Source organism: Halomonas sp. WWR20 (assembly GCF_054602495.1).
Genome location: NZ_JBTRHR010000012.1, coordinates 69015 through 86567 on the forward strand (window position 1 = coordinate 69015; position 17553 = coordinate 86567).

Sequence of the window (17553 nt, forward strand, 5' to 3'; positions counted from 1 at the left end):
GCGGGAGATAGATTTGTGGTGAGTACATCGACGGAAAACATGGATATTCCGGCTAAATTCAGCTGGATTGCACGGCTGGGGTATGCGGCACGGGGCGTGGTCTATCTGATGATAGGCGGGCTCGCCTTGTGGTCCGTATTCGCCCCGGGCAGCGGCGGCAAAACTACGGATTCACGCGGCGCCTTGCAAACTCTGGTCGGCGAGCCGCTTGGACAAACCTGTCTGGCGATCATCGGCATAGGACTGGTCGGCTACGCCCTTTGGCGTTTCGTGCAGGGCTTTGCGGACGCCGACCAGCATGGCTGGGATATCAAGGGTGTGACGATTCGCGCCTCGTTGATCATCAGCGGTCTCCTTCACCTGTCCCTTGCTTTCTATGCCCTGCAACTGGTGCTGGGCAGCGCGGACCAGAGCGGTGGCGGCAACCAGGGGCTGAGCGCGCAACTGATGCAGTACGAATGGGGCCGTTGGCTGGTAGCGCTGATCGGTGCGGCTATCTTCATTGCCGGCCTGGCCCAGGGCTTCAAGGGCTGGAAGGCCAAGTTCATGAAGCATTTCAAGATCAGCCGCAACAGGCTGGGGACGGTGTGCCACGTCTGCCGCTTCGGCCTGCTCGCCAAGGGCCTGGTCTTCTGTATCATTGGGCTCTTTTTTATCAGCGCCGCGTTTCACTACGATTCTTCGGAAGCCAAGGGACTCGCCGGGGTCTTCAATGCCCTGCGCGCGCAGCCTTACGGTGTCGTACTACTGATCATTGTCTCATTGGGGCTGCTGAGCTTTGCCGTTTACAGTTTTATCGAGGCGCGCTACCGCCGTGTCGAGTCTCCCTGAAGGCTCTCCCGCCAAGGCATGAACCCTCAACCAAAGAAAAGCGCGACGTCCCGGAGGACGCCGCGCTTTTCTTCGTACTGAACGCTACTGGGTAGGATAGCTGAACGATGCCAGTGCTTATCTCAGGCGCTCAAAGACCGTGGCCACACCCTGCCCCATACCGATACACATGGTCGCCAGCCCCAGCGTGGTTTGCTGCTGCTGCATGACGTTGAGCAGTGTGGTACAGATGCGAGCCCCGGAGCAGCCCAGCGGGTGGCCCAATGCGATGGCACCGCCATTGAGATTGACCATTTCATCCATCTTGCCGAGCAGCTTGAGATCCTTGAGCACCGGCAGCGATTGCGCGGCAAAGGCCTCGTTGAGCTCGACGCTCTGGATATCCTCGATCTTCAGGCCCGCAGCCTTGAGCGCCTTTTTGGTGGCCGGTACCGGACCGTAGCCCATGATGGAGGCATCGCAGCCGGCGACGCCCGTAGAGAGAACTCTGGCGATGGGGTCTAATCCCAATGCCTGGGCACGCTCGTAGCTCATGACCGCCATCGCTGAGGCGCCGACGGAAAGCGCCGAGGAAGTGCCTGCCGTGACGGTGCCGTTACGTGGATCGAATGCCGGACGCAACTCGGACATTTTCTCCAGGCTGGCATCGGGACGCACGACTTCGTCATGCTTGACCAGCACCTTGAATCCACGCTCGTCATGTCCTTCGATGCCGACGATCTCGTTATCGAAATGACCATTCTGGTTGGCGGCCCAGGCCCGCTGATGCGAACGCACCCCGAATGCATCCTGGTCTTCACGGGAGATGCCGTGCATCTTGCCCAGCAACTCGGCGGTCAACCCCATCATCATGGCAGCCTTGGCGGCATGTTTGCTGGCGGCCGGATTGACATCCACGCCGTGGGTCATGGGCACGTGCTCCATATGCTCGACCCCGCCGATCACATAGAAGTCTCCCATGCCCGCCTTGATATTGGCGGCGGCGATGTGCAGCGCACTCATCGACGAACCGCATAGCCGATTGACGGTCTGCGCCGGGACGGTATTGGGAATTCCGGTCATGATCGCCGCGTTGCGGGCGATGTTCATGGCCTGTTCCAGGGTCTGGTTGACGCAGCCCCAGATGACGTCGTCGACTTCGGCCGGATTCAGATTGGCATTGCGGTCAAACAGTGCCTGCATCACGGCAGCGGATAAATTTTCGGCACGGACATGGCGAAATGCGCCATTCTTGGCCTTGGCCATGGCGGTACGCACACCGTCGACCACCACGATATCTCTCGGGTTCAGACTCATTTGCTAATCTCCTGTTGCGTGGCCGGGCTTAGGCGTAGAAATGCGTACCGTCGTGGGCCATCTCGCGCAGCTTGTCGGTCGGGCGGTATAGCGGGCCAAGTTCGTCGGCAAGGCGATCCGCCAGCGAGACGAACTCGGAAACGCCCATGGCATCGATATAACGCAGCGCCCCCCCACGGAACGGAGGGAAGCCGATACCGTAAATCAGCGCCATGTCAGCTTCTGCGGGCGAACCGACGATGCCGTCTTCCAGGCAGCGCACGGTTTCCATGCAAAGCGGCACCATCATGCGCGCGATAATGTCTTCATCGGAGAATTCGCGGCTCTCCTGAGTGACAGGCTTGATCAGTTCATAGGCCTGCGCGTCGATGACCTTTTTCGGCTTGCCCTTACGGTCTTCCTCGTAGCGGTAGAAGCCCTTGCCGTTTTTCTGGCCCAGACGCTGGTTTTCATACATGACTTCAATCGCCGTCTTACCTTCGCGGGCCATACGGTCAGGAAAGCCTTCGGCCATGACCTCGTTGGCGTGCACGGCAGTATCCATGCCGACCACATCGAGCAAATAGGCAGGCCCCATCGGCCAACCGAACTTCTCCATCACCTTATCGATACGCTGGAAATCGGCACCCTGCTCAACCAGAAAGCTGAAACCGCCGAAATAGGGGAACAGCACACGATTGACGAGGAAGCCCGGACAGTCATTGACGACAATCGGCGTCTTGCCCATCTTGCGGGCATAGGCCACGGTGGCGGCAACGGCGGCATCCGAGGTCTTCTCACCACGAATGACCTCGACCAGCGGCATGCGGTGTACGGGATTGAAGAAATGCATGCCGCAGAAATTCTGGGGATGCTTGAGATTGGCGGCCAAGCGATTGATGGAGATGGTCGAGGTGTTAGAGGCCAGAATGGCATTCTCACCCACCGTGTCCTCGACTTCGGCAAGCACCGCGCTTTTGACCTTGGGATTCTCGACCACCGCCTCTACCACGAGATCGACATCCGAGAAATCGCCGTAAGACAGTGTCGGACGAATATTCGACAACGCCTCGGCCATCTTGGCGGTACTCATCTTGCCACGCTCGACCTGCTTGGAGAGCAGCTTACGCGCCTCCTTGAGCCCCAGTTGAATCGCGCCTTCGTTGATATCCTTCATCAGGATCGGCGTGCCCTTGTAGGCACTCTGGTAGGCGATACCGCCGCCCATGATTCCGGCGCCGAGTACCGCAGTCTTTTTGACTGCTGCTGCCTGTTTCTCGTACTGGCCCCCTTTCTTCTTGACCAGCTGATCGTTGAGAAACAGCCCCACCAGATTGAAGCAGACCTCGGTCTTGGCCAGTTTGGCGAATCCCTTGGCCTCGATGGCCTGGGCACGTTCACGGCCTTCGCCGGCGCCCTTCTGGATCACCTTGATGGCTTCGACCGGCGCGGGATAATGCGGCCCGGCCTTGCCGGCTACAAATCCCTTGGCGGTTTCGAAGGCCATCATCTGCTCGATGCTGTTGAGCTTCAGCGGGCCGTTCTTTTCCTCGCGCCGGGTCTGGTAATCCAGCTCTCCGGCATTGGCGCGCTTGAGGATATCCAGCGCCGCAGCCTCGAGCTGTTCGCCGGGGACCACCGCATCCACCGCCCCCATCTTGAGTGCTGCGTCGGCCCGGTTCTCGGTACCGCCGGCGATCCATTCGATGGCATTGTCGGCTCCGATCACCCGCGGCAACCGCACGCAGCCGCCCCAGCCGGGAAGAATACCCAGCTTGGTTTCGGGCAAGCCAACCTTGGCGCGATCGCTCATGATCCGAAAATCGGTCGCCAGCGTGACCTCGAAGCCTCCGCCCAGCGCCATACCGTTGATGGCCGTTACCGTGGGGAACGGTAGATCCTCGATGGCGTTGAACAGCGCATGGACCGTCATGTTCATCTCGACGAGCGCATCCTCGTCCTTGGCGAACATGGCATGAAATTCGTTGATGTCGGCTCCGACGATGAATACATCCTTACCGCTGGCGATCAACAGCCCTTTAAGCCCGCTCTCGTTCCGAATGGCCTTGACGGCCTCGTCCAGTTCGCTAATGACGGCACTGGACATCTTGTTGACGGACTCACCCTGCAAGTCGAAGGTCAGCGTGGCGATATCGTCGCCGTTCTTCGCCACCGAAATGGCATTGCCTTGGTAAATCATCCAGGAATCTCCACGCGGTTGGTGGTTGGGACCTCGCGATGCCGGAATCACTCCCGAAACGCGATGTACCGGCCAAATACGGGTCGGCAGCACTCGCAGCAAACACATGCACACGCCAACCATGTTCATACAATCGTTTGAATATTGTCAGCTTGCGTTAGCCACCCGCTCCCGTCAAGTGCCGCAGGGGTAGCGAATAGTCGAGTCGACAGAGCCACCGCACCCGTTTAGCCCGCTGCATATCACACCGACTCGGTGCGGAGACAGGATCTTTTATATCTATGTTACCCTGAGCGCTCAGAACACATCGGCAGGGCCCGACAGTATCCCATTCCCATGTCGCTGATGAACCGTCTGGGTCATGAATTCCGAAATCAGCAAGTCCCTGCCGGTTTCCTTTCTGGGGATTGCCTACCTGCCGAGGCCGTGATCGATATATGCGGGCAAGCCTGGCGGATTTGATGCAGATCTACTGTGCACTTCGGCCTTTCGTTCACGTTCACTTAACCGGCCTCGTTAAAGAGCCCGCTACTTGCTTCATTAGATCGGCAAACGTGTCTCGCAATCCGTGGCTCTCGCGACAACCGGTCAAACCTGACAGACTCCTCGCGGCATGAACGGCTGGCCCTACGATATTTATGGATACATCTCCACTCGAATCATCACGTCTCGCCTGGCTAAGTCCTTGGCTCAATCGCTTGCGGCGTTGCTTGTGGTTATGGCCGCCTATCGCTTTTGCGCTAGGCATCATGGGGTTTTTCCTGGTCAACCGCCAACAATGGCTGGGAGGCGTGCTGGCGCTGGGTTTACTGGTTGCCTGGACACTGCTGCTTGCAGAAAACCTGATCAGTCGTCTCCTGACGCTGCGTAGACATGCCGGCTTGCCGCGGATGGTGACGACGTTCATTGCGCAGCTTATTCATCAGGAAACGCTGTTTTTCTCGCTGCCCTTCTTTTTGGCGACCACCGTCTGGAGCAGTGGTCAAGCGCTCTTTACGGGACTTCTGGTGGCTTGCGCCCTGCTGTCGATTCTCGATCCGCTGTATTTCAAGCTCGCCGAGCAGCAGCGTTGGCTGTACTTCGCCTTCCACGCGCTTTGTGTGTTTGTCGTCGCACTCGTCACACTGCCCATCATGCTGCACCTGACTACCGGCGAGAGCCTGTTGCTGGCTATCGTGGCCATGCTGCTTTTCAGCCTGCCGAGCCTGGCGGGGCTATTACAGCCCAAGAGTGCTGCCGGATGGCTGGCGATGCTGGGCCTCGCCGTCGTGCTGGGGTTTACTGCCTGGATGGGGCGAGGATGGATACCTCCGGCCACGCTGTGGCTGGCAGGTAGCGCGCTCTCTCCGGGGTTCGATATCGAAACGCGAACGCCGCAAGGCAGCCTGCCGCTGACTTCCGATGCACTACAACGCCAGGGCCTGTATGCCTACACGGCGATTCGCGCTCCTCGCGGCCTGCGGGAAAAGATATATCACGTATGGCGACACGAGGGGGTAGAGGTCGATCGCATTCCGCTGATAATTCATGGCGGTCGCAGCCAAGGGTACCGTGCCTGGACGCACAAGCAGCACTTTCCTCAAGCCAGCGAAGGGCAATGGCAAATCGACGTAATGACCGCCACCGGCCAACGGATTGGCACGCTGAGTTTTTCGGTCACGCAGCATGCGCGATCGGCGACTACCGTTAACGGCCATGTCGAACCACCGCCAGGCTTACCTGGGTGGAATATCCGTCATCTGCTGGCAGGTAGCGAACAGGAACGTTAACATGCATATTAAGCGTTAAGCTTGCCTCACGCGCTACGCGTTCGGAAATTATTCTTACTTAATGAAAGCCGGAGCGTCATGCACAAGAACATAGGATTCAAACTTACTCGATTGCCACGTTTGTGGCGTGCCATCCTTGATGAACGTCTGGCACCACTCGGCCTGACCCAAACACGCTGGGTCACCCTGTATCATTTGTGGCGCATGGGCGATGGCCAACCCCAGTGCGACCTGGCCCGGGCCATCGGTGTCGAGGCGCCATCGCTGGTCCGTACGCTCGACCAGTTATCGGAGCAAGGGTTGATCGAACGCCGCCCAGGCGCGGAGGATCGCCGCACCAAGCGCGTGTTCCTCACCCCCAAGGCGACCCCGTTGCTGCAGGAAATCGAGACTATCGTCGACCAGGTCCGCGAAGAAATGCTCGAGGGGCTTAGCCATGAGGAAATCGGCACGCTGGACAACCTGTTGACCTATATCGAGCGCAACGGTTTACGTCTGCAATCTCGAGAGATGCCCGAGCAAGCGAGCGGCTAGCGACGGCGGGAGGCTGCGTGCTGCGTGGTAAGGCTCCGGCCACTCCCGGCAAGCGTTGTGACGAGGGCTTGTAGCTCGGTGAACATGCGGCTAGCGTCTTCGGGCTCGCGCGATTCTTCCCACCAAAGAGTCAGGGCGTTACGGCCTGACTCGAGGACCAGCGCATCCTCGGGCAAGGCGTTGAGCACCGCCTCCAGGGTGTCTCGGCGACTTGCCTCGAGTGAAGGTAACGGAGCCTGACGCCAGCGCCAGTCGGGTGTGACGCTCTCCAGCCGCTCACTGGCATAGGCATCACGCACGACGGTGAAATCGCTACCAGGCGTTCCTTGAGGATAATGCCAGCGATAAGCGACCACGCCTCCCGAAGCGTTAGCGAGCGGCGGTTTTTCGAAGCTGATACTGATCCCTTGTGCTTTTGCCGTCTGGCGTAGTGCACCGAGGCGTGATTCCCGGCGGCTGGGGCGTAGCCATAACACTGGCGACAGGATCGCCAGCATCGTGAATAGTATGATCAAAAACAGTTTCATCGGGTGCCTTGCCTTTATTGACTAATGTCATGCTTCGTTGACATGGACCATTGCCGTGCTTGGTTGTCACGCTTAGAGTGGAGACATCATCCTTTTACAAGGGGAAGTCCCATGAGCAGCGAATATCGTCATGTCCTGGTCGCGGTCGATCTGACCAAGGATTCGTACAAAGTGCTTGAGCGTGCCATCCCCATTGCACGCCGCAACGATGCCAAGCTGTCGATCATTCACACCCTTGAACCGCTGGGCTTTGCCTATGGCGGTGATATCCCCATGGATCTCACCAGCATCCAGGACCAACTGGACGAACATGCCAAGCAGCGCCTAGCCGAAATTGCCGACCCTTACGATGTCCCCCGAGAGGACCAGTACGTAGTGGTGGGTATGCCGGATACCGAGATTCATCGCTACTCCGAGGAACATGACGTGGACCTGATTGTGGTGGGCTCACATGGGCGCCACGGTTTCGCGCTCCTGTTGGGCTCTACCTCAACCGGTGTTCTGCACGGTGCACGCTGTGACGTTCTCGCAGTACGAGTCGGCAAGGAAGGCGAAACTGCAGAATAACCTATGTGGCGAGCCCTGACGGCTCGCCACCGCTGCAAGCGTTATTCCTCGCTGATTGCCTCGAGTTCCATCCAGCGCTCCATCGCCGCATCCAGCTCGGCCTGCTTGGTCGTTAAGGCCTCCAGCGTGCGCGTCACGGTGTCACTATCTTGTTGATAGAACTCAGGCGCTCCCACTCGTGCCTCTAAAGCCGCGACAGCCTCTTCCAGGGTCTCGATAGTTCCTGGCAGCATGTCCAGCTCCCGCTGCAGCTTATAAGACAGCTTGGCCTTCTTTTGGACGGGCGCTGGAGCTGCCTCGACGGGGGAGACTTCCGGCAACGTCTCGGCAGGCTCTGATGAGATAGCGCGGGCACTTTTGCCCTCGAGCTCGCCCGGAGCGGGAGGCAACTTGCCCCCCTGACGCACCCAGTCGCTGTAACCTCCGACATATTCGCGTATGCGCCCCTCGCCCTCAAAGGCCAACACGCCGGTCACTACGTTATCCATGAAGGCACGGTCGTGGGAGACCAGCAGCAGCGTACCCTCGAAATCCAGCAACAACTCCTCGAGCAGTTCGAGCGTCTCGACATCCAGATCGTTGGTCGGCTCGTCAAGCACTAGCACGTTGGCAGGTTGGGTGAACAACTTCGCCAGTAACAGACGGTTCGACTCGCCCCCGGACAATATCTTGACCGGCTGCCGGGCACGCTCAGGAGTGAACAGGAAATCCTGCAGATAACTCATGACATGCTTGTCCTTGCCACCGACCATGACGCGATCGCTACCCTGAGCGACGTTGTCATAGACCGTGCGATCCATCTCCAGGCCAGCCCGTAACTGGTCGAAGTAGGCAACCGACAGGTTGGTACCCAAGCGCACTTCGCCTTCGCTCGGTTCAAGCTGTCCAAGCAGGATCTTGAGCAAGGTGGTCTTGCCGGCACCATTGCGCCCGATAAGCCCGATACGATCGCCACGCTGAATTTCGAGATTCAGGTCACGGATGACCCAATCTTCCCCATAGCGCTGGCTGACACCCTTGAGTTCGACAACACGCTTGCCACTGCGCTCGCCACTGTCGACCGATAGCGAAGCACGCCCCATACGCTCGCGACGCTGAGCACGCTCGGCGCGTAGTTTCTCCAAGGCCCGTACCCGGCCCTCATTACGGGTACGGCGTGCCTTGATACCCTGACGAATCCAGGCCTCTTCCTGGGCAAGCTTCTTGTCGAACTCGGCCCGCTCACGCGCCTCGACTTCCAATTCGTGCGATTTCAGCTCCTGATATTTTGCATATTCACCGGGGTAACGCCCCAGACGGCCTCGATCGAGCTCAAGAATGGCTGTCGCCAGACGTGACAGGAAAGCGCGATCGTGGGTGATAAACAGTACGGCTCCGTTGAAAGCCTGCAGTTGCTCTTCAAGCCAAGCGATAGTGTCGAGATCGAGGTGGTTGGTGGGTTCGTCAAGCAGCAGCAGATCGGGTTCCGCCACCAATGCACGCGCTAACGCCACACGCCGCCGCCATCCGCCGGACAATCCACTCATCAGGGTATCGGCAGGCAGCCCCAAGCGCGTCAACACATTATCGATGCGCTGGTGGAAGGACCAGCCGTCGATCGCCTCGAGTTGCGTCTGTAATTGCTCGAGACGCTTCATGCTCGGCGTCTCGCTCATTATCAGATGGTGATATTCGGTCAGCAACGCCCCGGCTTCGGGCAGACCTTCCGCAACGACATCGAATATGGTCTGTCCCGTCGCCTCCGGCAGCTCCTGGGCCAGCACACCGATTTTCAGCCCTGGGGCCCGCCACACGCTGCCCCCGTCAGGCAGGATTTCGCCCGAAACCAGCCGCAGCAGTGTAGACTTGCCGGTCCCGTTGCGTCCCACCAAGGCCAAGCGTTCACCTTTTTCCAGCACGAGGTCCGCACCGTCCAGCAATACATGCGTTCCATAGGCCAGCTGCAACTGTTCCAGACGTAACAATGTCACGCGTAACCACCTCACATCGAGTCTTTACCAAACTCCTAGTGTAACGCATGGCCTGGGAGTTACGCCCCTGGTTACAATAGTTTATGCAGAGATTCCATCCTGACCCTGAAGTCACCCACTGCCATAGGAGCTTTTCGTGACCGGACGCGATACCCCCGCCAACGAGTCCTTGCCTGAGGCGCTACGTTTTCGTTCACCCGCTCCCTTGGTGGATATCGGCGCCAACCTGACTCATGAAAGCTTCGAACGGGACCTCGATGCCGTCATGGCCCGCGCCCGCCAGGCTGGCGTGACCACGCTGATTGTGACCGGCACCGACCTCAAGCATGCCGAGCAGGCCATCGCCATGAGCCAGGCGCATACCGGCGTCTATGCCACTGCCGGTATCCATCCCCACGAGGCAAGCCAATGGAATCGTGCACTCGAGACAGCCATGCGCGACCTGCATCGTCAGTCAGGCATCGTGGCCATCGGCGAATGTGGCCTGGACTTCAATCGCAATTACTCCTCGCCTCATGAGCAGGAGCACGCTTTCGAAGCCCAGCTGCAGCTGGCAGCGGAAGGCGGCCTACCCTTGTTTCTGCATGAACGTGACGCAGGACAGCGCATGTACGACATGCTGCGCAACTGGCGTGATGACATCAACGACGCCGTGATTCATTGCTTCACCGGCGAGCGCGACACGTTGTATCGCTATCTGGACCTCGACCTGCATATCGGCCTGACCGGCTGGCTGTGCGACGAGCGTCGGGGCCATCACCTGCGCGAACTGGTCGGCGAGATCCCCGCCAACCGCTTGATGGTGGAAACGGACTGTCCCTATTTGCTGCCGCGCAATCTCCCCGCCAAGCTCAAGGGGCGCCGTCACGAACCTGCCCTGCTGCCCTGGATCGTGCGTGAGGTTGCCCACTGGCGGGGGGAAGAAGAAATTCAAACTGCCACTCTCACCACTCATACCGCGAGGCGTTTCTTTCGCCTCGACGAGGAGACCTGAAATGCCCGACTTTCCCGGCTTTATCGCCATCGAAACCGGCGAGGAAAATTCGTTACCGGTCGCCATCGCGTGGGCACTGCCCAATGGCCAGGTCAAGCATACGTTGATTCAGCCCGACGACAGCTGGCTGGACGATGAGTTGCTGCAGTTGGGAGACTACAGCCTGGAAGAGCTGCGTAGTTTCGGGGTCAGCCCGCTGGACGTGCTGCGGGAGCTGGAAGGGGATTATCATAACACTACGCTTTACACCGCCGGCATCAACGACGAGGAAGCCGCACTGTCGTTGCTCTTCGATGATTACGGTGTCGACCCCTTCGTCGAGCTTGCGCCCGCCGAAACGTTGTATCCCGACCTTGCCCCTCTGGACTGGGTCCGGGCACGCAGTGAGATGTTTGGCGAACTAGGCCTGGAACCCATGCGTCCAGATCATGAAGTGCAAGTCATGCTTTACTTGCACCAACGCCTGTCGGAAAAGGCGTGAAGGAGCCACGCCTCGCTGATTCGGGTCCGATCAAGGATCCTCGACGCCGTACTTGCGTGCCCGGCGCCGCCCCATGTACGCCATGAAGCCGCCGACGGCGACCGTTAGCATAAAGGCAATATTGGAACTGCTCGAGATTAGTGCTCCAATCGCACCTACGATCGTCAGGGCCAGGCCGACGCCAGGGTGATGGGCAAAGAAGGCAGCGATGCCCAAAACCAGCGCCACAATCGCCGCTATGAGTTCAATCCATCCCAAGCCGACGCCGGTGGCGGTTTCGCGTGCCGTCTCCTGCTCTATCCCTCCGGCCATACCGCTGATGTAGAGCGCAGTACCGGCAGTGAAGATGGCGAACAGCGAAGCAAGTACCGCAATGATTGCTCCGATTCGATGTAGCATGATGTCCTCCTTGAACGGGATGTCCTAGCCGGCCGAGGCTGCTCGGCCGGCCCTTTTCACCTTGGAATATTCTTGTCGGATTGCAAGCCGTTTGACTGATGCCTCAGGCTTACCCTCTCCTTTGTATTAGACCTTTACCGGCGTTGTATTGACCGTCATCAAGACACGGCGCCCCTGCTCAATCGCTTCTTCGAGCGCAAGCCCCTCCAGGAAGAAGGCAGATAACGCTTGCCTGAAGGCCTCGGCGCGGACCGGCAGGCCCTGCGCCAGATAGCGCTCGGCTCGCGCCTCGACTTGTGTGCGAAACGCATCTCGATCGATTTCCACCTCACCGAGATTGTCAACGCTGACGTGGAAACGCAGCCCGCATGCTTGGCAGAATATCCGCTCCAGCGCCTGCGGGGCGACTTCTACCGCTTCGAAAGCCTGTTGCTGCAGGGCGTCCCGACCGTCCGGCTCGTACCAGTAGCCATAGTCTTCCAGTTGACGACGATGCGCCCCGGCGATACACCAATGACTGATCTCATGCAATGCGCTGGAGAAGAACCCGCGGGCAAAAATGATCCGGTGATGTTCATGCGCTTCCGAGGCGGGCAGGTAAAGCGGCTCCTCGCCCCCCATCACCAGACATGTACGATATGTCTGCTGGAAAAGGCCATCGAACAGAGCGATGGCATCCTCTATACGGTGTGTCACTCCGGCCTCCTTTTATGCGAGTAGCATTATATCGCTGCTTTCACGGACTGACAGGCGTGATGCGTGGCGGCTTGCTAGAATACCCAACCCTCACTCGTCAAGGAGCTGACGCTTGGCCGCCTCGTCACCCTCGCTACTCACTCGCAGCCGCCGTGAAACGTCGGTGCTGCTACGCCTGGCCTTGCCCATCTGCGGCGCACAGTTGGCGCAATCGGGGATGGGGGCCACGGACATCATCATGGCCGGGCGTGCCAGCGCTACGGACCTGGCGGCGGTGTCGGTCGGCTCCAGCCTATGGTTGCCGCTCATGCTCTTCATGACCGGCACCCTGATGGGGCTGACGCCCATCGTCGCCCAATCGCTGGGCGCGCGTCGCCTTGATGACATTCGCCCCTACGTGCACCAAGCATTTTGGATCGCTCTAGTGCTCGCCGCCCTCTCCGCCGGACTCTTGTGGACCTTGGTCACCCCCGTGTTTCGCGCCATGGATGTACCCGTCCAGGTGGCTGAACTGTCGTCAGGCTATCTTGCGGCGGTCGCTTTCGGCATGCCAGGTGTCGCCCTGTATCAAGCGCTGCGGGCCTTTTCCGACGGCATGAACCATACCCGCCCGGCGCTCTGGATCAGCCTGCTCGGATTGGGGGTGAATATTCCCAGCAATTACGTGCTGATCTATGGCGGCGCGGGCCTGACGGAAGTCTTTGGCCCTTTCCTGCCGGAATTCCTGACGGCCTTACCGGCCTTGGGAGCGGTGGGCTGCGGTATCGCCACGGCACTATCGATGTGGACCATGTGCCTGGCGATGATACTTTACACCTTACGCAGCCGGGCTTATTCCCCGGTATCGCTATGGCATTCTCCGATGCCGCCGCGCCGCGACATGATTCTCGAACTACTGCATGTCGGCGCCCCCATCGGAGTGGCGATTTTCATCGAAGTCACGCTTTTCACCATCATTGCGCTGTTCGTGGCCAGCCTGGGGGAAGTGGTGGTCGCCGCGCATCAGGTAGCGCTCAACTTCACCTCGATCCTGTTCATGCTCCCGCTGTCCCTGGGCATGGCGCTAACCGTGCGGGTCGGTAATACGCTAGGCACGGGACGTACACGAGAAGCGCGCTTTGTGGCCTGGAACGGCGTCGTTATCTGTCTGATCGTGGCACTGCTTAACGACGCTATCTTATGGTTCGCTTCGGCGCCAGCGATAGCGCTCTATACCCGCAACGACGCCGTACAAAATTTGGCCATGTCGCTCATATTCCTGGCTATGCTCTACCAGATCTCCGACTCCCTGCAGGTCAATATGGCCGGCGCGCTGCGTGGCTACAAGGATACGCGGATCATCATGGTCATCACATTATTCTCCTACTGGGTCATCGGGCTCGGCGGCGGCCATCTGCTAGGCCGCGGGGTCGAGGGCTTACTGCCCCCGCTTGGCGTACATGGTTACTGGATCGGCTTGAACGCCGGCCTGACGGTGGCCGCCCTGCTATTGGGGCTAAGACTCCATCGGATCAGTCAGGCGTTCAACGACGCCAAGGCGTGAACGCATGCGAAAGATACGCCCCAGGAGACCTAACGGCCGTCTTATTACCGGAATGACCATCACCGGGCTGCTTGGCCTGCTGCTGGTCGGGTGCGGCTCGCCAAGCGAAGCTGATGCCTTGTGGATAGACTATCAACGCCGCTTGGCCAATACGCTCGACATTACCGCACCTGTTCCACATCCGCCCCGCAACCTGGAGGCCTTTCCTTCACGAGAAGCGCGCCTATTCGATATCGCTGAGACTCGCCAGGGCATGCTCGAGGTATATGCATTGCGTGAATGCGGCATCATTTCCGCAGTGGCCGAGCGTAACAGCCAACTGGGACGCACGGCACTGCCCAGCCAGCGCTGGGTCTATGAACAAACGATGTGGCGGATGCTGCGTGATTGCTGGGAGGCGGATATCGCCAGCCACCTTAGTCAGGATGCCCGGCAACGGCTACAGGCGTTGCTAATGACCAAGACCCAGCAGCTCCCTCGGCTAAGCTGGAATGCGCTTTTCGACTCCCAGGAGTGGGTCCAGAACTTTTCCCGCGCCAGCCAGCCACTGTCTCCCGAGACAGATCTTGCCTTTTCCCAAGCGCGGCTAGCGCTCGATTATCTACGCCATGCCACTCTGCATCAGTTCGACCCTACTTGGCGACTCGACTCGAATACGTTGGAAAGCCACCTGCAGGTACTACAAAATACCGCCTGGACAGCTCGCCTGCTGCGCGCCCTGCTGCTGGCATCACAACGCCTCGATGAAGCGAGCGATGCCTTGCAGGCACGTCTTGCCGAGCGCCCCATCTGCTATCTCGGCCATAGCAACCCAAGCGCCGAGCGCCTGTACAACGTCTTCATGCGGTATTTTATCGGCCAGGTTCAACCCTACCTTGCCGAACTTCAACGCTCCTCCCGGCTCTGGCTAGGTGGCGTGAATGGGCTGCTTGAGGCACACTCCGTGTCACGTCCGGCCATTGATCGCTATCGCCATGTCTGGTTATCCATAGATAATCCAGCGGCTCCACAATCACGCTTTCAGGCAGCTCTAGAACGTCACATCCTGCTCTGGCAGGATGTCTGGCGCAGTTGTGGCAAACTGCCTTCAACGCAAACGCCGTAAACAAGGGCTTAACTTTCTTTGTCAGGCTGTGCTAATAGTGAGGCGAGGCCACGGCCGTCTACTTGCCGATGAGGAGGGTAACCATGGGTATCCCACTGTCCACCCGCCCCGCCCAGGTCATCGACCTGGACGAGATGAGACACCGGTTGAAAGCGCGGCGCCGCCTGATTCGCCTGGCGCCCGAGCTGGATGGCCTGGAAATGCTTTACCGCCTTGAGTCCCATCCCGACACGTTATACGGCATGCCACTGCTCGCTTGGGGACTGCGCGAAGGTGGCGATGTGGTAGGGATGGTGCCATGGATGGAGGCTTTAACGCCGTGCCATGAACTGGATGATCCCGAGCATGGCCATTTCGTCGGCTACCGGGACCCGGAAACCGAAGAGGTCTTTCAGTCGCCACCGGATCACAAGATATTCGAGCTTGAGCATGCCGCAGCCTACTTCGATTATGAAGAGACTTCTGAGCCCACCCTGATCCAGCAATTGCCCGACACTCTGGGGACACATGCCTTATGCATGGATGGCGAAGACGAGCCCTGGCTGCTCAAGCAGGTCTTTGGCTGGCGACTTTACAGCCACGGGGAAATCGAAGCCCTGCTGGTCGATGAAACCAAGATTGAGCATACCCCGGTACTGGCAGGCGACGCCTGCCTGTACTCGGGACACAGCCGGCACAACATGGTGTATTTTTTCCAGCGCACGGTAGCCAATCTTATCAAGCAGGAAGACCCCGCCACGCTCGAAGCGTTGGCCTTGATGGTGACGACGCCCGGCAGTTGAAAGGCGGGCCTACGCTAGGCGGATCCAGTAGCGATAAAGTTCACCTTCCTGGCGCTGTGCGATGAGTTCATGCCCCAGGAAGGTACAGAATTTGGGGATGTCTCGCGTAGTTGCCGGGTCGGTCGCGACCACCTTGAGCACTTCGCCTGACGCCATGTCACGTACGCGATTATGCATAAGCATGATCGGCTCGGGGCAGTATAGCCCGCAGGTATCCAATTCGCTGTCGACAGATATTTCGCTCATGGCATCCTCATTGGCAAAGGAAAAATGACACGTTAGCGCACCGGATTGATTCGCTTCGCGGCTCAAGCATGCTCACCCCACGAGGCGAACATACACGGTGACTTCCTCACGGTCATGATACAGATGGCGGCAACGAATCTCGGCTTTGACGTTGGCCAGTTCGAGAGCCACTTTCAAGCGTGACAGGCAGCGGTTAACTTCTTGCCAGCGCTGCTTCATGGGCAGTTTCAAATTGAAGACCGCCGTGCGGCACCACCGACGTATCAACCAGCGCTCCATCATGTCCAAGACCCGCATTGGTTTGTCCACGATATCGCAGACCAGCCAATCAAGACGTGAAGGGGGCTCCCAAGTGAAACCATCTTCGCGCAGATGCTCGATCTGCCCCGTAGCCATCAAGTCCCGGTCCATAGGGCCATTGTCGATGGCGTAGACGTACATGCCCTTGCGCACCAGTTGATAGGTCCACCCCCCGGGAGCCGCTCCCAGGTCTGCCGCTTGCATTCCCTCATGCAGACGCTCAGACCATTGCTCGGCGGGCACGAAGGCATGCCACGCCTCTTCCAGCTTGAGTGTCGAGCGGCTGGGAGCCGAGTGCGGAAAGCGTAGGCGCAGTATCCCTCCGAGATGTTCACTGCGATTGCCGGGAAAACTCATGCCCAGTTGTACCCGGTCGCCTTCGCTCCAGAAAAGATGCAGACGGCGGCCTCCCGCTTTACGGCGCAGTGCACCTCGCTTGCGTAGGGTGCTCTCCAGCGGCCTTTTCAACGCTTTCATCAATCCGGCCAATGCTTTCGCGTCGTTGGTATCCGGCGTTTCCTGGTACAGCGTCTCGAAGCTCCAACCACTGGCAACGATCCGCTCAATAATCGGTGTCAGCCGATCTTCTCGCGAGAGAGACTCCAAGGGTGGCAACGCTACCAAGGATTGACGCGCGAACACCAGCGTCTCGAGTGGCAACTCTCGATGCAGCGTATTAGCCGGGACAGACTCGACTAGCACAAAACGGACATAACCACTGTTTGCCGTCGCGATAGGATAGCCGACCTGGCCGAGACAGGCGGTTTTTTCCATGATTTCGGCGCTGAGATCGGCTTCAAAGCCGGGCCGGCAATACAGGAGTACTTCGTTGGCGACGGACGCTGGCGCTGGGGAAAACCGAGACATGATCCAAGAGTTCTTTGCGAAAGCCGAGCAGTCTAGCGTTTGGGCAGGACAAACCACAACCTTAAAATATTTTCTTCACCTGCTTCAGGGTCTCACTAGCTCAAGCGATGCTATACGTTTCCCAGCATCCGGGGCCCCAGACGACAAAACCCCCGGCCTCGGAAGGACGGGGGTTTCGGAAGAAGTGCCTGACGATGACCTACTCTCGCATGGGGAGACCCCACACTACCATCGGCGCTGAGCGGTTTCACTGCTGAGTTCGGCATGGGATCAGGTGGTTCCCGCACGCTATGGTCGTCAGGCGTAACTGGTGTCGCCACGTGCCCGGACTCGCCCGGGACACGTGATGACGCAACATGGATCCTGCCGACGGTGATACGTCTCTTGCCTATCCGGCGATTGTCGAGGTGACCGTCAGACCCCTTGGGGTTATATGGTCAAGCCTCACGGGCCATTAGTACACGTTA

At 59.0% G+C, this 17553-nt stretch carries 17 protein-coding genes and 1 rRNA gene; 9 read left to right on the forward strand and 9 right to left on the reverse strand.

Annotated elements, in window-relative coordinates; all coding sequences use genetic code 11:
- Nucleotides 1-18 precede the first annotated feature (18 nt).
- Entirely contained in the window at nt 19-831 is an 813-nt protein-coding gene (locus tag ACW4DH_RS17570; protein ID WP_459637700.1) for a DUF1206 domain-containing protein, read from the forward strand.
- A gap of 117 nt (nt 832-948) precedes the next feature.
- Here ACW4DH_RS17570 and fadA read toward each other — a convergent pair whose 3' ends face one another.
- On the reverse strand, nt 949-2127 hold the full coding sequence (gene fadA / locus ACW4DH_RS17575; RefSeq protein WP_459637701.1) for an acetyl-CoA C-acyltransferase FadA: 1179 nt from the start codon (nt 2125-2127) through the stop codon (nt 949-951).
- A 28-nt stretch (nt 2128-2155) separates the two neighbouring features.
- Complete coding sequence (gene fadB, locus ACW4DH_RS17580) at nt 2156-4306, reverse strand: fatty acid oxidation complex subunit alpha FadB (protein ID WP_459637702.1); 2151 nt, start codon at nt 4304-4306, stop codon at nt 2156-2158.
- A 638-nt stretch (nt 4307-4944) separates the two neighbouring features.
- Between fadB and ACW4DH_RS17585 the strand changes: the two genes are divergently transcribed.
- Both ACW4DH_RS17585 and slyA read left to right on the forward strand, forming a co-directional pair.
- A complete protein-coding gene (locus tag ACW4DH_RS17585) occupies nt 4945-6075 on the forward strand; it encodes a DUF5924 family protein (protein ID WP_459637703.1) in 1131 nt (376 codons plus the stop codon).
- Nucleotides 6076-6153: 78 nt separating this feature from the next.
- Nucleotides 6154-6609, forward strand: coding sequence for a transcriptional regulator SlyA (gene slyA, locus ACW4DH_RS17590; protein WP_459637704.1), 456 nt, complete (start codon nt 6154-6156; stop codon nt 6607-6609).
- Here slyA and ACW4DH_RS17595 read toward each other — a convergent pair.
- Nucleotides 6606-7136, reverse strand: a complete 531-nt coding sequence (locus ACW4DH_RS17595) for a preprotein translocase subunit YajC (protein ID WP_459637705.1) — start codon at nt 7134-7136, stop codon at nt 6606-6608. The genes slyA and ACW4DH_RS17595 overlap by 4 nt on opposite strands.
- A 111-nt stretch (nt 7137-7247) precedes the next feature.
- On the opposite strand from ACW4DH_RS17595, the gene ACW4DH_RS17600 reads away from it, so the two are divergent.
- Nucleotides 7248-7703 carry a universal stress protein gene (locus ACW4DH_RS17600; RefSeq protein ID WP_459637706.1) on the forward strand — a complete coding sequence of 152 codons (456 nt, stop codon included), beginning with the start codon at nt 7248-7250 and terminating at the stop codon, nt 7701-7703.
- Between the two features lie 41 nt (nt 7704-7744).
- Here ACW4DH_RS17600 and ACW4DH_RS17605 read toward each other — a convergent pair whose 3' ends face one another.
- Nucleotides 7745-9673, reverse strand: a complete 1929-nt coding sequence (locus tag ACW4DH_RS17605) for an ATP-binding cassette domain-containing protein (protein WP_459637707.1) — start codon at nt 9671-9673, stop codon at nt 7745-7747.
- Between the two features lie 136 nt (nt 9674-9809).
- Between ACW4DH_RS17605 and ACW4DH_RS17610 the strand changes: the two genes are divergently transcribed.
- Nucleotides 9810-10667 carry a TatD family hydrolase gene (locus tag ACW4DH_RS17610; RefSeq protein WP_459637708.1) on the forward strand — a complete coding sequence of 286 codons (858 nt, stop codon included), beginning with the start codon at nt 9810-9812 and terminating at the stop codon, nt 10665-10667.
- A gap of 1 nt (nt 10668) precedes the next feature.
- Complete coding sequence (locus ACW4DH_RS17615; protein ID WP_459637709.1) at nt 10669-11148, forward strand: hypothetical protein; 480 nt, start codon at nt 10669-10671, stop codon at nt 11146-11148.
- 30 nt (nt 11149-11178) lie between these two features.
- On the opposite strand, the gene ACW4DH_RS17620 is transcribed toward ACW4DH_RS17615, so the two are convergent.
- Both ACW4DH_RS17620 and ACW4DH_RS17625 read right to left on the reverse strand, forming a co-directional pair.
- On the reverse strand, nt 11179-11547 hold the full coding sequence (locus ACW4DH_RS17620; protein ID WP_459637710.1) for a hypothetical protein: 369 nt from the start codon (nt 11545-11547) through the stop codon (nt 11179-11181).
- A 126-nt stretch (nt 11548-11673) separates the two neighbouring features.
- Entirely contained in the window at nt 11674-12243 is a 570-nt protein-coding gene (locus tag ACW4DH_RS17625) for an elongation factor P hydroxylase (RefSeq protein ID WP_459637711.1), read from the reverse strand.
- 112 nt (nt 12244-12355) lie between these two features.
- Between ACW4DH_RS17625 and ACW4DH_RS17630 the strand changes: the two genes are divergently transcribed.
- The 3 genes from ACW4DH_RS17630 (at nt 12356) to ACW4DH_RS17640 (ending at nt 15673) form a co-directional block, all read left to right on the forward strand.
- On the forward strand, nt 12356-13786 hold the full coding sequence (locus ACW4DH_RS17630; protein WP_459637712.1) for an MATE family efflux transporter: 1431 nt from the start codon (nt 12356-12358) through the stop codon (nt 13784-13786).
- Nucleotides 13787-13790: 4 nt separating this feature from the next.
- Nucleotides 13791-14891 (forward strand): DUF3080 family protein, encoded by a 1101-nt coding sequence (locus tag ACW4DH_RS17635; RefSeq protein WP_459637713.1) that lies wholly within the window; start codon nt 13791-13793, stop codon nt 14889-14891.
- 83 nt (nt 14892-14974) lie between these two features.
- Nucleotides 14975-15673, forward strand: a complete 699-nt coding sequence (locus tag ACW4DH_RS17640) for a hypothetical protein (protein ID WP_459637714.1) — start codon at nt 14975-14977, stop codon at nt 15671-15673.
- Between the two features lie 9 nt (nt 15674-15682).
- On the opposite strand, the gene tusA is transcribed toward ACW4DH_RS17640, so the two are convergent.
- The 3 genes from tusA to rrf all read right to left on the reverse strand — a co-directional run bounded on the left by tusA (nt 15683) and on the right by rrf (nt 17388).
- Entirely contained in the window at nt 15683-15919 is a 237-nt protein-coding gene (gene tusA / locus ACW4DH_RS17645; RefSeq protein ID WP_459637715.1) for a sulfurtransferase TusA, read from the reverse strand.
- A gap of 72 nt (nt 15920-15991) precedes the next feature.
- On the reverse strand, nt 15992-17086 hold the full coding sequence (gene rlmM, locus ACW4DH_RS17650) for a 23S rRNA (cytidine(2498)-2'-O)-methyltransferase RlmM (protein WP_459637716.1): 1095 nt from the start codon (nt 17084-17086) through the stop codon (nt 15992-15994).
- Between the two features lie 186 nt (nt 17087-17272).
- Nucleotides 17273-17388, reverse strand: a 5S ribosomal RNA gene (gene rrf, locus ACW4DH_RS17655).
- Between the last annotated feature and the right edge of the window lie 165 nt (nt 17389-17553).

Excerpts from the sequence above, each read along its gene's own strand:
- fadA (WP_459637701.1), bottom strand. The coding sequence starts at position 2,127 with ATGAGTCTGAACCCGAGAGATATCGTGGTGGTCGACGGTGTGCGTACC.
- fadB (WP_459637702.1), bottom strand. The coding sequence starts at position 4,306 with ATGATTTACCAAGGCAATGCCATTTCGGTGGCGAAGAACGGCGACGAT.
- ACW4DH_RS17585 (WP_459637703.1), top strand. The coding sequence starts at position 4,945 with ATGGATACATCTCCACTCGAATCATCACGTCTCGCCTGGCTAAGTCCT.
- slyA (WP_459637704.1), top strand. The coding sequence starts at position 6,154 with ATGCACAAGAACATAGGATTCAAACTTACTCGATTGCCACGTTTGTGG.
- ACW4DH_RS17595 (WP_459637705.1), bottom strand. The coding sequence starts at position 7,136 with ATGAAACTGTTTTTGATCATACTATTCACGATGCTGGCGATCCTGTCG.
- ACW4DH_RS17600 (WP_459637706.1), top strand. The coding sequence starts at position 7,248 with ATGAGCAGCGAATATCGTCATGTCCTGGTCGCGGTCGATCTGACCAAG.
- ACW4DH_RS17615 (WP_459637709.1), top strand. The coding sequence starts at position 10,669 with ATGCCCGACTTTCCCGGCTTTATCGCCATCGAAACCGGCGAGGAAAAT.
- ACW4DH_RS17620 (WP_459637710.1), bottom strand. The coding sequence starts at position 11,547 with ATGCTACATCGAATCGGAGCAATCATTGCGGTACTTGCTTCGCTGTTC.
- ACW4DH_RS17635 (WP_459637713.1), top strand. The coding sequence starts at position 13,791 with ATGCGAAAGATACGCCCCAGGAGACCTAACGGCCGTCTTATTACCGGA.
- ACW4DH_RS17640 (WP_459637714.1), top strand. The coding sequence starts at position 14,975 with ATGGGTATCCCACTGTCCACCCGCCCCGCCCAGGTCATCGACCTGGAC.
- tusA (WP_459637715.1), bottom strand. The coding sequence starts at position 15,919 with ATGAGCGAAATATCTGTCGACAGCGAATTGGATACCTGCGGGCTATAC.
- rlmM (WP_459637716.1), bottom strand. The coding sequence starts at position 17,086 with ATGTCTCGGTTTTCCCCAGCGCCAGCGTCCGTCGCCAACGAAGTACTC.